This window comes from Lysinibacillus sp. IITD104, assembly GCF_036698265.2.
In the GTDB taxonomy this organism is placed as follows: domain Bacteria; phylum Bacillota; class Bacilli; order Bacillales_A; family Planococcaceae; genus Lysinibacillus; species Lysinibacillus boronitolerans.
The window spans coordinates 2,661,486-2,676,814 of the sequence record NZ_JBAHYH020000001.1; the positions used below are offsets into that span (position 1 = coordinate 2,661,486).

At 37.9% G+C, this 15,329-nt stretch carries 18 protein-coding genes; 6 read left to right on the forward strand and 12 right to left on the reverse strand.

The annotated features are described in order from the left end of the window. Nucleotides 1-15: 15 nt before the first annotated feature. The 6 genes from V1L66_RS13665 to V1L66_RS13690 all read right to left on the reverse strand — a co-directional run bounded on the left by V1L66_RS13665 (nucleotide 16) and on the right by V1L66_RS13690 (nucleotide 3,424). Nucleotides 16-645, reverse strand: coding sequence for a type 1 glutamine amidotransferase family protein (locus V1L66_RS13665; protein WP_333004551.1), 630 nt, complete (start codon nucleotides 643-645; stop codon nucleotides 16-18). Nucleotides 646-694: 49 nt separating this feature from the next. After that, entirely contained in the window at nucleotides 695-1,681 is a 987-nt protein-coding gene (locus tag V1L66_RS13670; RefSeq protein WP_258859271.1) for a YafY family protein, read from the reverse strand. 81 nt (nucleotides 1,682-1,762) lie between these two features. After that, the gene (locus tag V1L66_RS13675; protein ID WP_131519892.1) at nucleotides 1,763-2,395 is read right to left on the reverse strand and encodes a hypothetical protein; all 633 of its coding nucleotides are present in this window, start codon (nucleotides 2,393-2,395) and stop codon (nucleotides 1,763-1,765) included. 8 nt (nucleotides 2,396-2,403) lie between these two features. Beyond that, nucleotides 2,404-2,571 (reverse strand): hypothetical protein, encoded by a 168-nt coding sequence (locus tag V1L66_RS13680; protein WP_016993359.1) that lies wholly within the window; start codon nucleotides 2,569-2,571, stop codon nucleotides 2,404-2,406. Then, entirely contained in the window at nucleotides 2,564-2,749 is a 186-nt protein-coding gene (locus tag V1L66_RS13685; protein WP_048390683.1) for a hypothetical protein, read from the reverse strand. The genes V1L66_RS13680 and V1L66_RS13685 overlap by 8 nt, the downstream gene beginning before the upstream one ends. Nucleotides 2,750-2,821: 72 nt before the next feature. Further along, the gene (locus V1L66_RS13690) at nucleotides 2,822-3,424 is read right to left on the reverse strand and encodes a CPBP family intramembrane glutamic endopeptidase (RefSeq protein WP_333004546.1); all 603 of its coding nucleotides are present in this window, start codon (nucleotides 3,422-3,424) and stop codon (nucleotides 2,822-2,824) included. Between the two features lie 231 nt (nucleotides 3,425-3,655). Between V1L66_RS13690 and V1L66_RS13695 the strand changes: the two genes are divergently transcribed. Beyond that, a complete protein-coding gene (locus V1L66_RS13695; protein WP_333004544.1) occupies nucleotides 3,656-4,348 on the forward strand; it encodes a class I SAM-dependent methyltransferase in 693 nt (230 codons plus the stop codon). Nucleotides 4,349-4,451: 103 nt separating this feature from the next. Here the strand turns inward: V1L66_RS13695 and V1L66_RS13700 are convergent, their stop codons facing one another. Then, complete coding sequence (locus tag V1L66_RS13700; RefSeq protein WP_333004542.1) at nucleotides 4,452-4,892, reverse strand: GNAT family N-acetyltransferase; 441 nt, start codon at nucleotides 4,890-4,892, stop codon at nucleotides 4,452-4,454. Nucleotides 4,893-5,002: 110 nt separating this feature from the next. Between V1L66_RS13700 and V1L66_RS13705 the strand changes: the two genes are divergently transcribed. Then, a complete protein-coding gene (locus tag V1L66_RS13705; RefSeq protein ID WP_333004541.1) occupies nucleotides 5,003-6,385 on the forward strand; it encodes a PLP-dependent aminotransferase family protein in 1,383 nt (460 codons plus the stop codon). A 30-nt stretch (nucleotides 6,386-6,415) separates the two neighbouring features. Here V1L66_RS13705 and eis read toward each other — a convergent pair whose 3' ends face one another. After that, nucleotides 6,416-7,639: a GNAT family N-acetyltransferase gene (eis, locus tag V1L66_RS13710; RefSeq protein ID WP_333004540.1), complete on the reverse strand. Its 1,224-nt coding sequence runs from the start codon at nucleotides 7,637-7,639 to the stop codon at nucleotides 6,416-6,418. Then, entirely contained in the window at nucleotides 7,636-8,364 is a 729-nt protein-coding gene (locus tag V1L66_RS13715; RefSeq protein ID WP_016993352.1) for an AAA family ATPase, read from the reverse strand. Before V1L66_RS13715 ends, eis begins: the two co-directional genes overlap by 4 nt. A 769-nt stretch (nucleotides 8,365-9,133) precedes the next feature. Between V1L66_RS13715 and V1L66_RS13720 the strand changes: the two genes are divergently transcribed. Continuing rightward, nucleotides 9,134-9,349 carry a hypothetical protein gene (locus V1L66_RS13720; RefSeq protein ID WP_312130176.1) on the forward strand — a complete coding sequence of 72 codons (216 nt, stop codon included), beginning with the start codon at nucleotides 9,134-9,136 and terminating at the stop codon, nucleotides 9,347-9,349. A gap of 280 nt (nucleotides 9,350-9,629) precedes the next feature. Continuing rightward, a complete protein-coding gene (gene fumC, locus V1L66_RS13725) occupies nucleotides 9,630-11,021 on the forward strand; it encodes a class II fumarate hydratase (protein WP_333004535.1) in 1,392 nt (463 codons plus the stop codon). 153 nt (nucleotides 11,022-11,174) lie between these two features. On the opposite strand, the gene V1L66_RS13730 is transcribed toward fumC, so the two are convergent. The 3 genes from V1L66_RS13730 to V1L66_RS13740 all read right to left on the reverse strand — a co-directional run bounded on the left by V1L66_RS13730 (nucleotide 11,175) and on the right by V1L66_RS13740 (nucleotide 13,523). Beyond that, entirely contained in the window at nucleotides 11,175-12,158 is a 984-nt protein-coding gene (locus tag V1L66_RS13730; RefSeq protein ID WP_333004533.1) for a hypothetical protein, read from the reverse strand. 31 nt (nucleotides 12,159-12,189) lie between these two features. Next, nucleotides 12,190-12,789, reverse strand: coding sequence for a hypothetical protein (locus V1L66_RS13735; protein ID WP_333004530.1), 600 nt, complete (start codon nucleotides 12,787-12,789; stop codon nucleotides 12,190-12,192). A gap of 176 nt (nucleotides 12,790-12,965) precedes the next feature. Continuing rightward, a complete protein-coding gene (locus tag V1L66_RS13740) occupies nucleotides 12,966-13,523 on the reverse strand; it encodes a GNAT family N-acetyltransferase (protein ID WP_016995133.1) in 558 nt (185 codons plus the stop codon). Between the two features lie 163 nt (nucleotides 13,524-13,686). Between V1L66_RS13740 and V1L66_RS13745 the strand changes: the two genes are divergently transcribed. Further along, nucleotides 13,687-14,241, forward strand: a complete 555-nt coding sequence (locus V1L66_RS13745; protein ID WP_333004526.1) for a sigma-70 family RNA polymerase sigma factor — start codon at nucleotides 13,687-13,689, stop codon at nucleotides 14,239-14,241. Further along, nucleotides 14,234-15,307, forward strand: coding sequence for a hypothetical protein (locus V1L66_RS13750; RefSeq protein WP_333004524.1), 1,074 nt, complete (start codon nucleotides 14,234-14,236; stop codon nucleotides 15,305-15,307). The genes V1L66_RS13745 and V1L66_RS13750 overlap by 8 nt, the downstream gene beginning before the upstream one ends. Nucleotides 15,308-15,329: the final 22 nt, after the last annotated feature.

The window sequence follows — 15,329 nt, forward strand, 5'->3', positions numbered from 1 at the left end:
TTCTTAGACTAATTATTATTCAATGGATGTCATTAATTCATAAAAATATTTTTTCTCCTGCGTCTCATAAAGCTTATACCAAGCATGTAATGTTTCTGGTGTAAAAACATCGAGCAGCCTCAAAACATGGTAGGCAAAATCCAACGGTGCAATGCCAGATGCCGTTACTAAATTCCTTTCAGTTACGGCTGGCTTCTGTTTAAAATGTTCATCCCCAATATAATGTGGACAAAGCATCTTCAAGTATTCGAGATCGTTGCTCGTATGGTGTCTTGTATCAAGCAAATCAAGCTTTGCGAGACCGAACGTTGCACCACAAATTGCAGCTACGAAAACTTCTTCGTTCAACGCTTTTGAGACTTTATTCAATACAGGGTCATGAATAGATTCTAGCCATGTATTGCCTCCTGGAAGAATCAAGACATCCATGCTGTTCAAGTGACATTCAGCAACGGTCATCGTCGGAAGTATGGTGATGCCACCCATCGTCGTAACAGGACTTCTATCAATCCCTACTGTCATCACCTCTAAAGGCTCTAACCCCTTTTTAAAATACCTACCTGTATTTAATTCGGCCATTAAATATCCTATCTCCCAATCTGCCATCGTATCAAATACATAAAGATATACTTTTCTTGTCTGCATAATAAACACTCCTTTTTATGAATGAAACTATGCTTAGTATAAAAAAGCTTTACTGACATTCTCCGTCAGTAAAGTTTTCATTTTCATAAAAATGTATAAGCTCATAGAGAACGTCAATTATCGTTTGCTTTAGACTTATAGGTTCTACTACTTGGATTGATTTTCCATAGGGAAAAAGTAAATAGGGTACATATGTATGTAATGCTTCCTCATCTACTAAAAATATTGCGTTCTTATTGGTGCGTTCTTTGAGGTGATACTTTAAAAACCAATGCTGACTGATCGCATCCACAGCACTTGTCTTTCCACAAATGATGAAGGGCACAAGGTTCTGATTATCTTCGGCTTGGGGAAATAGGCTTTTCATAAAAAAATCACTGGCAGAGAAAGATTGTGGTCGTTGGAAGGGAAGGACTGTTTGATGCAGACTGCTAATTCGGCCTACTTTAAAAGTACGGATTTCATTTCTTACATGACAAAATGCAACGACATACCAGTTTTGATTCCAATAAACCAAACCATATGGATTGACCACCCTCGACTTAGATTGCACTTCGCTATTAGTACGGTATTCCATTTCTATAGATGTTTCCTTTACTATACTCTCTTCTAATTTTTTTAATAGAGGCTCCAATGAGGATTCTACAGGACCGATTATCTCAAAACCTTGTAAATGCTGTTGAATCATTCTTTCTTGCTCTTGATTTGAATACATTGTAAGCTTTGCTGTTGCACTGTTTAATGCCTCATCTAAAAAATAGCCAGCTTCTTTTGCAAAAATAGAAGCATGAAGTAATGCCGCTTTCTCATCAACATCAAAAATAAGAGGACTTTTAATAAAATTATTTAACAGGGTATATCCTCCATGATGACCTGTTTCAGCTATAATCGGCACACCGCTGGCAGAAAGTGAGTTAATATAGCGGTAAACGGATCTGATATTAATCTCTAATTTTTCAGCGATTTCTTTCGCGGTAATTTTCCTACCTGAATTCAACATCCATAAAATCTGCATCATTTGATCCATTTTAGACAAACATTTTCACCTCATTGAATTAATTTATGATTTTTGACACAAAATCAGGCTACCTGATACTGTTATCAAGTAGCCCTTCCATTATGCCTTTACCAATTCATCTTCCATTTGCTTAAAATTATGTATTAAACCGTATTTCTGTATGCCACGTGCTTGTTGGATGCTGGCATCCGCGAATTGGCGGAAATTAGCCTGATCCTTTATTGTACAGGCATAGACCGCTTCAATTGCAGGTTGCATCCACGGCTGTGTTAGTTTATCACTTCTCATATCGGCCGCTCGACCTTCTAGCGCAGCAATATAGCATAGTGCATAGCTAGTTAAAGGCTCCTTATCAATTTGTCTTGCGGCTACTTTAGCAGCACCAAGATTCTCCTCCATAATGGCCTTAATAAAGAGGTAATTGTACTTAATGGCTGGCTGCTTATAATGATGGATGATGACATCGATTGCCTGAATCTGTTCCTCTTTTGTCCCGTAAGCTGATGCATAGAGAGCAGCAAATATAGGCTCTTTTCGGTGATTTTTAACCCATTTATCCACCTGCTCCATATTGTTTGTGCGATATAAAATATGTATATGGCGATAAATCATCCCTACCGCAATTAATGCAAATATCCCAAGAGAGATGGATAGACGAACACCCGCTAAGGACAGCGTCAATGCCAATAAAATAATAGCTAAATAAAAGAATGTTAATTTAACAATTTTCATATTACCTCCTACTGTAATTTCCTACGCATTTTACGAGAAAAGATATAGCCTGCCCCTATAAAAAAGATAAGAGCCATCACTTTCATAATAGGAATAATAAACAGCTTGCTTATAACGACTACAACGAGGATATAATAGACAACCATCGCCAGTAAAAACAATGTCAGCTTATTCACGAAGTTCCCTACTTTCCTTTAGTGCCGCCTCAATCGCTGCTAAAGCTTTTGGACCCATTCCATGAAGATGAGCTAATGTAGAAAGCTCAACTCTTTCTAGCTGCTTCAATTCTGTATAGCCCGCTGCATGTAATGCGCGAATTGCTGGTTTTGCTACTCCCTTAGGCCACTCTGTCATGCTTGCACGTCCCTTCACGAAAAAATCTTCTCTGCCCTATTATGCAAGTGACAGCAAAGAAATGCAAATAAGTCAAAATTTAAACATATACAAGCACGCCGCTATGAAATTAACGATACTATGGATACTCCAGCTAGTGACAATGGAACCTCCAGCAATTCGTTCGTTCACCCAGCCCATCACATAGCCAGCAAGCGCTGTAGTAAGCACAACTAATAAGATTACATGAAGCGGAAGCACCGACCATAGCATGGCCCCATGAACACAGCCAAAAATAATACTTTGCAAGAGATTTGCTACTTGAAAATCAAAAATCTTCATCAATCTCTTTAATAAAAAGCCGCGAAATAATAGCTCCTCTGATAAACCTGTTTGAATAATAGCGTAGAAAAGTGCTGGAATGACGGCAGCAGCTCCAAGTCCCGCGAATTGATTCGCCGCTAGCAAGGAGTGATCAATATAGAAAAAGACTAGCGCAAAGCTTGGTATTAACATCGTGAAAATAGAAAGTACAATGTACATAGCATACCTTCCCTTGTGCACAATAATAGGCTTTTGCAATCCTATCCACGTTAAAAAGGGCTGTTTTTTTCTCGCTGTACAAAGCCACCAAATAAACGGAATCATTGAAAATAACATCACTTGCAAAATGGCACTGATTAAACTATTCATCATCTTATTTCCCCTCCTGTTTACTACAAGCATAGAAGAAAGTGCCATTTTTTTCAATAGTTATTTAATGATAAACATTAAATTATTTATTTTTATTATTAATTATTAAATGTTTTACAATAAAAAACGATGTCAAAGGGCTTCTCCTTTGTCTTTTCTGTTATTTTCATTTATACTCTATTACAGATATTAAGGGTCTGTAATAGAGGTAATAAAACACTGGAGGCTATCACAATGCGTACATTATCTATACATTTATTAGAAAAGGCACGAACATATGAGCAAAGCACGCGGATTTCAGTGCCTGCCTATGACACATTATTTGCCGTGACACAAGCCTATTTCCGCATGCACTTAGGGGAACCAGAAGCATCCCTGCTTGTTGTAGGAGCAGGTGGGGGCAACGAGCTTTCTGCATGGGGACCAACAAACCCTAAATGGATGTTCACTGGGGTTGACCCATCTGAGGAAATGCTCCAAATCGCGCAACATAAAGCCGTGCAACTGGATATTGAAAGTCGCGTTCAGCTACTACAAGGAACAATTGAGCGCTTACCACAATCAACACCGAAATTCGATGCGGCAAGCTGTATCCTCGTTCTTCATTTTATTGAAGATCGACAGGAGAAACTCCATTTACTGCAAAATATTCACAAGCAATTAAAACCTGGAATGCCCTTTGTCCTCGCTTGTGCCTACGGAGAACGAGAAAGTGACGAGCTACAAGATCGCATCAAAATATGGCAAAGCTACTTTTTAGATGCCGGCTATACAAAAGAAAAGGTAGATAGCATGGGCAAGGGCATCATGAATATTTCCTTCCTCTCCGATCAAGAAATCCAACAGCTATTATGTGAAGCAGGCTTTCAAAATATTACCCGCTTTTTCTCATCAGGTCTCTTCGCAGGATGGATGAGCCACGCATAACCACAAAGCCCCCACCATAGTCACAATCAATGGTGGGGATGAAACTTAGATTTATAGTGGTATTGAGCGGGCTCTCCACCAACTCCCATCACATCGAAAAAAATCACCAATAAATACTGTAATAATAAACAGTTTCATCAACCGTCATGCCCATTTTTTCATAGAGCTTCTGTGCTTGGACATTATCTCTGGCGGTTTCAAGCATCATGTAACGAGCACCTTCCTGCTGACAATAGGCATAGCATTGATCCATCAACGACTGTGCTATACCTTGTTTTCTGGCTTGTTCCGCCACAAATAAATCATTTAAGAGAAACGCTCGTTTCATAGCTACAGATGAAAAGACTGGAAACAATTGTGCAAATCCAACTGGCTTCTCCTCCAAATATGCCAGAAAAATAATAGACTCTCCTCCCATCACTCGCTCCTGTATAAACTGCTCAGCTTGCTGTAAATCAGATGATTGTCCATAAAATTCACGATAGGCATTAAATAATGGGACTACGTCTCCCATCGTTTGCTGTGTCACCATACAAATTTTCATATTTTAATCTCCATTTCCTTTTGATTGTCCTTCTAGTATGATGGTAGTAAATAATCTGACATTTCAAAAGAAACAGTTCCAAATATTTTAACATGTCAAGGTGGTGCCTTATGGACGATTTAATCTTTCTATTAACAGAAAAAGAGGCAAAATATAAGCAAGTGTACCAGCAAATTAAAGCACTTATTATGCAAGGTACACTTCAAACAGATGATTCCTTGCCCTCTATACGAAAACTTGCAGAAACTTTACAGGTCAGTCGTAATACTACATTAACCGCTTATGAACAGCTTGTGGCAGAAGGATACATACGTGGGGAGGGACGAAAAGGCTATTTCGTCAATGCGCTAGAGCAGGTTTTTCTACAGGAGCAGGAACCGCCTCTTATGTTACAGCCAAAAAGACAGACTGCATCATACCTCGTAGATTTTCGTGCAGGGGCGGTCGATCAGCAACATTTTCCCATGAAAACATGGCGCCAAATTGCCAATCAAGTATTACAGGAATCAACCTGTTACGAATACGGAGAACTGTTTGGAGAATCAGTGCTAAAGGAGCAGCTTGTGCCGTATTTACTGCAAGCAAGAGGGGTTTATACAACGAGCGACAATATCATCATTGGTAGTAGCACACAGCAAATGCTCTTGTATCTTGGCTTTTTACTAAAGGATTCTTTCCCAAGCATTCTTTTGGAAGACCCTGGCTATAATGGTGCACGTGAGGCCTTCCAGTTACATCACTTCGAATTAGAGCCACTACCTGTAATGGAAACAGGAGCTCAACTTGACATACTCCAAAACTGTCAATCACGCTTAATGTATGTCACCCCGTCACATCATTTCCCATACGGTGTGTCCATGTCTATTCAGCAGCGACAGTTCTTAATACAATGGGCTCAACAAGTCGATGGTTATATTCTAGAGGATGATTATGATGGAGAGTTTCGCTATACACAACAGCCATTTCCTGCCCTTGCTTCCATCGACTCATCAAGGGTAATCTATCTCGGCACCTTCTCCAAATCGTTTTTACCAGGTGTGCGTTTAAGCTATTTGGTGCTACCAAATGCACTTGTTCAGCCCTATAAAGAGCGTTTTGCTCATTTTGAACAAAATGCTTCGTCCCTCCATCAACGCACAATGGCCCAATTTATGGCGCAGGGAGAATGGTCACGCCATATTAAACGAATGCGTTTGACCTATAAACAAAAAATGCAGCACCTTGTACAGGAGCTACAACGACATTTCGGTCAGCAAATAGCCGTGTTAGGCGAGCAATCAGGACTATATGTATTAGTGAAGATAAAGTCTCCGCTTTCCGAGCAGCAGCTGATCCAACGAGCGGCGACTTACGGTGTGAAGGTTTATCCGACAAGCCCCTTTTTTATCCATCAAAAAAATGAGGAACCAATGCTTCAATTAGGCTTTAGTAAATTAGCGTTGGAAGAAATCAAGCTGGGCATCGAGCTGTTAAAAGAGGCGTGGCAGCCATAACCGTCAACGTTATGGCTCTTACCATACCACTTAAAAATAATCAATAAATGTTGGGATACCTACTGGTAAAACCGCCTCGAGCAATGCAATTTCCTCTGTACGTCCCTGTAATCGTTCAATTCTTTCTAAATAGGTTGGACGTTTGTAGCCTAACAGCATAGTAGCCAGTGTTTGCACTGTTAAATGCACAGCATTCATGTCCAACGTCTCACTTACCTTCTGCACAGAAAGGTTTCCATCTTTCATTTTGATGATGTAGGTGCCATTATTCCACGCCACAGTGCGATCACTGACAGCTAGCTGAAGCTCGAAATTCTGACCGACAAATGGATAGCGCAGTAAAAATTCTTTGACATCGACGATTCTTGCCATGAAATATGGCGATACCTTTTGAATGATCTCACTATCCTCTAATAGAAAGGCTACCGCTTCATTACCAGTTGTTTTCCCGTAGACATTGTAGACCATTGAGCTGTGAGCCGAGACGAAATTCCATAAACCTTTACGAGCCTCTTCCTGCAAATAGACGATTTCATCAATGTAATAATTTTCCTCCATAATACGATAGAACATGTAGCCCTGTGCCACATCTTCTTCATCATAGTAGACCGCTGCCTGAAGGTTCACATCACTATCTATAAATTTCTCCTCCCAGAAATCCTCCTGAAATTTCTCGTTCCAGGCAATACTATTGCGCACCATTACCCCATGCGTCTTCTGCGCATAGCGTGCGTAGATATCCACCACATCCTCATGCTTCGGATCAACTCTGCGAATTTTCCCATTTAGCCCAGCATAATGAGGAAGCTGTGTATCCTTCACTTGAAACTCCACAATATCACTCATAATTTCCCATCCCTTTTTGCGGTAATAAGGAATAGAATATGGAAATAAATAGGATATATACTGTCCTTCATTTCGCATACTTTGCAGACTTTCAATGATCAAGCTCTCCATTAAGCCATGTCCTGAATATTCAGGGTATGTCCCAACTGCTGTGATGCCACCCATTTCATAAATCTTGCCATGCACATTCACCTCAAAAGGCAAACTTAAAATTTGCGATACAAGCTGTGAACCATCAAACCACCCGATAGCATGCCCTTCATTAAATTGCCTACTCTTCGCATTCACAAAGCGACGATCCTTGTGAATGGACATTGACATTTGAAAGACATAATTCAGTAAATCAATGGACTGTGCCATTTCATCCAATCGAATTTCTCGCATGATTAAGCCTTTTCGTTGATTCATGATTCCCTCTCCTCATCAAATAACTCTCTTAATATCGACTGTGGTGCATCCAAAAAACGTTTGGTCACGATGTAATGAATGGTATCCTCATAGCGAATGGATTCAATTTCTCCTTGATCAAAACTATAAATCGTTGCATTCGGATAGCCAAGCAAAATGGGTGAGTGTGTAGCAATAATAAATTGTGCCTCATGCTCAAGGTCCTTCATTATTTTCAGCAAGCTCAGCTGCCTCGTTGGTGACAATGCCGCCTCAGGCTCATCCAATAAATAAATGGCTTTACCCTTAAAACGATTCATAAATAACGCAAGAAAGGATTCACCATGAGATTGATGATGTAGTGATTTCCCACCAAAAGCGTTATATCTCCTTGGATCTTCTATCAAATCAATATGACTGGCAAATTGATAAAATGTTTCTGATCGAAGGAAAAACCCATTCGAAATTTTCGGCAGCCACGACAAACGGATATATTCCCCCAATGAAGATTCCGCCTTATGTACTTCATATAAATTTTGACGACCGCCACCAGCCGTATTGAAATCGCAGCGATCAGCAATCGCCTCCAGTAATGTTGATTTCCCCGAACCATTTTCCCCAACAAAGAACGTCACATTCGTCGGGAACTCCAGCTCATGTAAATCCTGCAAGCTTGGAATATTAAAAGGATACGCCTGTTTATTGGGAATCGTATCCTGTAACACCTTACATGACTTTAAATACATTTCATTTCCTCCTTACTCTTATTATAGCGAACATCCCCCTAGCTGAAACGTATTCCACCCACCTGTTTGATTAAAATATCACCTTTTTATGTATCCATTCGAGCCAGCCACCACATAAATAGCCTAAAACAGCTGACGAAGTCCCTACCATTTTCACAATTCGCTATGAGATATTTCCCGAGAAATAAATAAAAAACATGTCGAAAGTTGCAATTTCCAAAGGTAAAATCATGTCATATTTTTGATTTTCTTATAAAATAAGCTGACATTGACCTCCTCTCTAACTGATTAAGTGAATGATTTCCCTGCAACATGCAGTAGTGTTTTCCCTTGCAATTTTATTTCGCAGTGGCTTGCTGATCAATTCTCTTAAATAAGCAAGTTGCCCCTCATTCCATGATTACCTTGGATTTTTTTCTGGAAAGGGTTGCCTCTCTATTATGATCACCTAGGGTTCCTTTCTGAGCGGGTTTTCTCTCTTTATGATCACCTAGACTTCCTTTCTGAGCGGGTTGTCTACCTTTTTGATCACTTAGACTTCCTTTCTGAGCGGATTGTCTACCTTTTTGATCACTTAGACTTCCTTTCTGAGCGGGTTGTCTACCTTTTTGATCACTTAGAAATCCTTCTTGAGCGCGGATTCCCTCACTTGATGTTCACCTTTAACATTTTTCATCACTCTTCAGCGTCTTCCACCATCTCCAAAGTTCTAACTATTATCCTCCGCTCATAAATTGAGTAACAATCAAAAGTCAGAAGGAGAATCGCGATGTTTGTGACTCATTATTATGAAAACAAGACGTCCGTTTTAAGTCAATTGCTCGTCAAGTTACCTACTGTGGAAGAGGATATTCGCATTAAAGGGCGCAAGGCAAAGGTGTTGGAGGTACTTCAAATTGATGACAACAATTTTCATGTGAAGATATTGTTCGAAAAAATCCCTAAAAAGCAGCCACTTAAAGAGCTTGGAAAGAAAAAGAGATAGTCGACTAAAACATGGTTTATTCCATTAAATTTCGGGAATAAAATAGGCAAGGATTGCGAATCATTCTCACCTTAAATTTCTTCAAGCATATCCGTTGACTTTTTAATTGATAACAATTATCATTATCAATAGATTATTTCTTTCTCCAAATTGCTTCATTCAGAATCCCCCTCTTTTTTGAATAAGCATGTATCAAACGGATATTCTTACATCAGACTAAGAGTATCCGTTTTTATCTGTACATGAGGAAAATTTTACATACTAAAGGAGCTGTTTTGACATGGATTATCGTATTGAAAAAGACACTATGGGTGAAATTAAAGTACCTGCTAATAAAATTTGGGGCGCGCAAACACAGCGCAGTAAAGAAAATTTCCAAATTGGTACAGAACAAATGCCAATCGAGCTTGTGCAAGCTATGACAATCCTAAAGAAAAGTGCGGCGATTGCGAATAATAAACTAGGCAAACTTTCTGATATTAAAGCAAATGCCATCGTGCAGGCTGCAGATGAAATTTTAAATGGTCAATGGGACGATCAATTTCCTCTTGTGGTTTGGCAAACTGGTAGTGGTACACAATCCAATATGAATGTGAATGAGGTCATTGCTCACCGTGCGAATCAACTATTAGAGGATGCTGGTGAAGCGGACCGTATTCATCCAAATGATGATGTCAATAAATCACAAAGCTCAAATGATACATTCCCAACAGCATTGCATATTGCGGCTGTTTTAAAAGTGGAAGATTATTTATTACCAAGACTACGTTTACTAAAGGCAACTTTGGAAGATAAAGCAGCTCAATTTAAGGACATTATTAAAATTGGTCGTACGCATTTACAGGACGCGACACCTCTCACATTAGGTCAAGAAATTAGCGGCTGGGGAGCCATGCTCTCAAAATCAGAGCATATGATTATCCAAAATATTGACTATATGAAGGAGCTTGCAATTGGTGGAACAGCGGTCGGTACAGGAATCAATGCTCACCCTGAATTTGGTGATCGTGTGGCTGAGGAAATTAGTGAGCTAACAGGCAAACAATTTACATCAGCTACAAATAAATTCCATGCCCTAACAAGTCATGATGAAGCAGTTGTAGCACACGGTGCATTAAAGGCTTTAGCGGCTGATTTAATGAAAATTGCCAATGACGTTCGCTGGCTAGCAAGTGGCCCTCGTTCAGGTATTGGTGAAATTACGATCCCAGAAAACGAACCAGGCTCTTCCATTATGCCAGGTAAAGTAAACCCTACTCAAAGTGAAGCAATGACAATGGTTGTCACACAAGTAGTTGGAAATGACGCAACGATTGCCTTCGCCGCTTCTCAAGGTAACTTTGAATTAAACGTCTTTAAACCAGTCATCATTTACAACTTCTTGCAATCAACTCGCCTATTAGCGGATACAATGAAATCATTTAACGACCATTGTGCAGTAGGCATTGAGCCAAACAAAGAAGTACTCGATCATAATTTACAAAATTCATTAATGCTTGTAACAGCGTTAAACCCATATATTGGCTATGAAAACGCAGCAAAAATCGCAAAACAGGCCCACAAAGAAGGCACGACCTTAAAGGCAGCAGCCATCGCAAGTGGCTTACTTACAGAAGAACAGTTCGATGAATATGTAGACCCAGCAACAATGATTTATCCCAACGTAAAATAATGAAAGCGACCATAAAAAGATTGAGGCTAATGTGCTTCAATCTTTTTTGTTTATGGGAAATATCTTTAAGAAAGCAAAAAATCGCATTCATGCCAAATAGCTTCCTAATAATCCATCCTCCATTACAGATGCTTATAACAAGTTAAAATTCTCTCAGCTTATCTCATTCAGCTTTAAATTAAACGACAATTCATCGTCAATCAAATTATATGTATTACTTTTTTCTTGTTTAGATAATTTAGAGATATAATGATAGTAGTTTGGTAATATTTCAAAATCATAATTTAAATAATCTCGTATTAATTGGTCATCTTGAAATTTTGAAACATCCCCGTCTAACAAATCATGTTTTATTAACTCTTTAGTATTGTTAATAAAATCAGATACTACGTATGACAGAACATTGTTCTCATATCGTAAGTTTTCAGAAGCACCTGAATAATTTAGTAAAGATAGTAATGTCGCATTATTAAAATTTTGTTGGTTAATTAAAGATGAAATCTCCATTAAGTAAATCGATTCTAGGTGGTCATGATAAGGATTTTCAATATCTACTCCATTATACATTGCTTGTTTCTCAAAGGGTCTTATTCTCCCGGTTTTTAATAGTAATAAGTGATTATGATTGCTTAGATAGATGTTTTTGGAAGTATCTAATCTAAGTAAATTATCTCCGTTTGGAAGTAATGGATTTAATCGTTTTATCTCTCCTGTTGAAGTGTTTACTAAAAAAATACATTGATAAAAGGGATGTCCATAGTTAATTTCTCTTTTCGTAATAAAATACAATAAATATTGAGGATTAAGATAAATTAACTTGGAATAATAGCTTTCATCCTTAATTTCTTCAGAAGAAAAATAATTATTTAAATTTAATGTGATAGCATGTATTTGATTAAATGTTTCAAGATTAATTCTATAAAAGTTTATGTTATTTTTTTCTTTTAGACTAAAACAAAATTCATTATTCATAATATCCAAAGCAAACTCGTCATAGCGGGTGTCTAATCGTTGTATATTTTTGATCGTGCCGTTTTTTAAATTAATCTCACAATGCGCAATACTAGCATGTTCTAATAAAATAGCTTCAAACTCTTCTTTAACTTGATTTGTAGGAATTAGTTGTTTATTACTCAAAAATATCCCCCCTGATAAATCTATTTTACTTTTACTCCTTACCGGCCTCTGTATAAAGAAGTTTTTCGAGTTCGTCCACCTTGCTCCCGTCTAATTGGTGTGTGAGCCCATATGTTTCACCCTTGCCATCGTTATTGATGATTACGTTGAGATCGTGAAGTAATTCAGTAAAATACTTGAAACATTTAGTTAATTCTCCATAGAACTCAGCTGTATCAAGACCTTGTTGTTTTTCTACCGATATCACATAATCCAGATGTCCCATCAAAATCTGCAGTACATTTAAATTTTCAAAATCCTTTTGAAGGTCTTCCCCTTGAACCCTAAAATATAGCATTTCCTTCGTGAGACGATCTGCCCTTAGATAATATTCGTCAACATCTGTTGTTTTGTTAATATCTTGGGCATGATAGGCAATCCATGCTTCCAACGTTGGTTCAATCTCATAGTTATTGAAGTCTTCAGGGGTTGATACATCATTCCAAATTTTCGAAGGGTTTACTGCTGCTACTTGTTTGATTGTTGTTTCTTCTGTTTTTACCTGTTCCCCTTTCGTTTCTTCTTCCTCGGTACAACCTATTAACAATCCACTTATCAATAGTCCTGTCAATACAACATTTACGAGCTTCATCTCTCTCACTCCTCTTTAGAAGGTTAGCCATTTATTATAATAATACCTTACACTAGTTAATTTTTATAATATTTTCCATTAAATAGTTACGTTTAACATGGCTGATTCTCTATGTATCTCGCAGTAATAGCAAAATAAAAAGCCACCCTCATGATGAGTGCGACTTTCCTAACCTCCTAAAATTCACTTTTCAATAGGGAAAAGATAGCGAGATCTACATACTTCCCTTTTTCAAATTCATGTTGCCTCAAAAGACCCTCTTGAGAAAAATTTAATTTCTCTACTAGTTTGATAGATGCTGTGTTTTCTGGTTCTATTTTTGCTTCGATTTTATTGATTCCCATGGATGTAAAGGCAAAATGGATAATCGCGTTTAAAGCCTCTTGCATCACACCCTTCCCCCAATAATCAGGGTTTAAATCATAACCAATTTCTATACGATTATGCTCTTTTTCATAATTCAAATAGCCACATGTGCCAATCACTTTGTTGGTCTGAATTTCTTCGATTACCCATCTTAAGCCTTTTTGTTCTTTGAAAATTTTCTCATACCAATTGATTTCATCAATAGCATCTTCAACTGAAGCAAACAATGGTAATGGCAGGTACTTCACTACATTTTCATTAGAATAAAGTCTCAAAATATCTTGGCGGTCATCCATTTTTCCTTTTCGTAAAATAAAGCGATCTGTTTCCAATTGAGGAAAAACAGTAAATTCGAATTGTGTATGCATACTACTCCCCTTTTTCACCATTTATTAGCATTTTACTATTGAATCATAACACAAGAATCTCTCATACTCTCTTTTACTGCTATTACAAATCCATTGTTATTATAGTAAATTGATTACAACCAAATAGCACCAACTCCGTCTAATAATTGAAAGGGTGTGGAGGATGCTTGAACATGCGAGATCATCAATAGAAGTTAGCAGTGAATGTAGTAAGGAGGAGAGGCTTGAATGGTTGATGAAGGCATATGGAGATGACATAGCACGTCTTGCCTTTACGTATATGAAGCACAAGCAGCTTTCGGAAGATATTGCGCAAGAAGTATTTATAAAGTGCTATGAGCATTTAGATAATTTCAGGAATGAATCTTCCTATAAAACATGGTTATATCGAATTACTGTCAATCTATGTAAAGATAGATTAAAAAGCTGGTCTTATCGAAATATTGTGCTGACAGAATTTTTCTCAAAAATTAAGAGTACAATTGAATCCCCTGAGTTGGAATTAGTCGGACAGGAGGAAAAACGATTGCTTTCTGAAAAGATTCTTGCTCTACCAATACGTTACCGAGAACTCATTATTTTATATTATTATGAAGAGCTGCCCTATAACCAAATAGCTGATTTGTTAGATTTGCGTTTACAAACCATTAAGTCTCGACTTCATAGGGCTCGCCTTTTGCTCAAAAAATCAATGGAGGGGTGCAAGATGAATGAATGATATGTTTAAAAATATAGGCAAGGCATTGGATGACACGGCATTCAAGGACATTCATTTTAATGAGAAACAGAAAGAAAAAGTAAGGCAGAGGCTTCGAAAAGGTCACAAGAAGCAGCCCCAATTTCAATCCATTTTCAATCATTTGTTACCTATAGCTGTCATTGTTTTTTTTCTTATAGGGGCTAGCTATTTTATGGTCACGGAGCTGACAGAACAACCAGTTGCTAAGGGAGACCGTTCACAAGAACCTACAATGGAAACTACTCTTTATCATCCCCCGATCCAAGAAGAATTTTATGAGGATATGACGAAAGAGGATGTCGTGAGTAAATTATTAAATTCGATCGATTATTTTCACTCAGCAGCTGGAAAATTTGAAGAACATAGAATTTCTCAAGACGGTTCCACTAGAACATTGGGTGTTACTTATAAAGTAAGTACAAAAAAAGAAGTTGGAGGCTATGAAAAGATAATCGCTTTAGATGATAACACGACGGGAATCAAGAACGATACACAGGAGTACTTTTATAACAACAGAAAGAGCTGGTTAAAATATACAGCACTTAATGGACAAAAAGTTTATACAGTTAGTGAAACGAAACAGAAATCAAAACGAGACATAGTTACTCCTGAGCAAGCTTTTAGTATTGACTTGAAATATCCGCCTATTTCATATAATAAATTGAGAGAAAGACCTTCATTTGGAAGTTCAAGTATGTCGTTGTTCGCTTATGAGAAAGCTGCTAGTTATTTAAGAAATATGGGGCATTGGGAGATTGAAAAACAAAATGAAGCGTTGTTAGGTCATAATACAATCGTATTAGCTGGGAAAATGGATGAAGCGGTGACAAATAATGAAAAGTTAAAAGGGACGACAGAAGCGTTTCGTTTTTGGGTGGATAAAGATACTGGCATTCTCATTAAAAGTGAAACATATGACCAACATGGTGAGCTGACAAGTTATGTTCATCCAGAAAAGCTTGAAGTGAATATATCGATTGACCCTCAAGAATTCATTCCAGACTTAGAGGGTTATCAGCTTCCTAGCAAACAGAAAAAAGATTGAGGCTTATTGCTTCAATCTTTTA

Excerpts from the sequence above, each read along its gene's own strand:
- V1L66_RS13665 (WP_333004551.1), bottom strand. The coding sequence starts at position 645 with ATGCAGACAAGAAAAGTATATCTTTATGTATTTGATACGATGGCAGAT.
- V1L66_RS13675 (WP_131519892.1), bottom strand. The coding sequence starts at position 2,395 with ATGAAAATTGTTAAATTAACATTCTTTTATTTAGCTATTATTTTATTG.
- V1L66_RS13685 (WP_048390683.1), bottom strand. The coding sequence starts at position 2,749 with ATGACAGAGTGGCCTAAGGGAGTAGCAAAACCAGCAATTCGCGCATTA.
- V1L66_RS13690 (WP_333004546.1), bottom strand. The coding sequence starts at position 3,424 with ATGATGAATAGTTTAATCAGTGCCATTTTGCAAGTGATGTTATTTTCA.
- V1L66_RS13695 (WP_333004544.1), top strand. The coding sequence starts at position 3,656 with ATGCGTACATTATCTATACATTTATTAGAAAAGGCACGAACATATGAG.
- V1L66_RS13700 (WP_333004542.1), bottom strand. The coding sequence starts at position 4,892 with ATGAAAATTTGTATGGTGACACAGCAAACGATGGGAGACGTAGTCCCA.
- V1L66_RS13705 (WP_333004541.1), top strand. The coding sequence starts at position 5,003 with ATGGACGATTTAATCTTTCTATTAACAGAAAAAGAGGCAAAATATAAG.
- eis (WP_333004540.1), bottom strand. The coding sequence starts at position 7,639 with ATGAATCAACGAAAAGGCTTAATCATGCGAGAAATTCGATTGGATGAA.
- V1L66_RS13715 (WP_016993352.1), bottom strand. The coding sequence starts at position 8,364 with ATGTATTTAAAGTCATGTAAGGTGTTACAGGATACGATTCCCAATAAA.
- V1L66_RS13720 (WP_312130176.1), top strand. The coding sequence starts at position 9,134 with ATGTTTGTGACTCATTATTATGAAAACAAGACGTCCGTTTTAAGTCAA.
- fumC (WP_333004535.1), top strand. The coding sequence starts at position 9,630 with ATGGATTATCGTATTGAAAAAGACACTATGGGTGAAATTAAAGTACCT.
- V1L66_RS13735 (WP_333004530.1), bottom strand. The coding sequence starts at position 12,789 with ATGAAGCTCGTAAATGTTGTATTGACAGGACTATTGATAAGTGGATTG.
- V1L66_RS13740 (WP_016995133.1), bottom strand. The coding sequence starts at position 13,523 with ATGCATACACAATTCGAATTTACTGTTTTTCCTCAATTGGAAACAGAT.
- V1L66_RS13745 (WP_333004526.1), top strand. The coding sequence starts at position 13,687 with ATGCTTGAACATGCGAGATCATCAATAGAAGTTAGCAGTGAATGTAGT.
- V1L66_RS13750 (WP_333004524.1), top strand. The coding sequence starts at position 14,234 with ATGAATGATATGTTTAAAAATATAGGCAAGGCATTGGATGACACGGCA.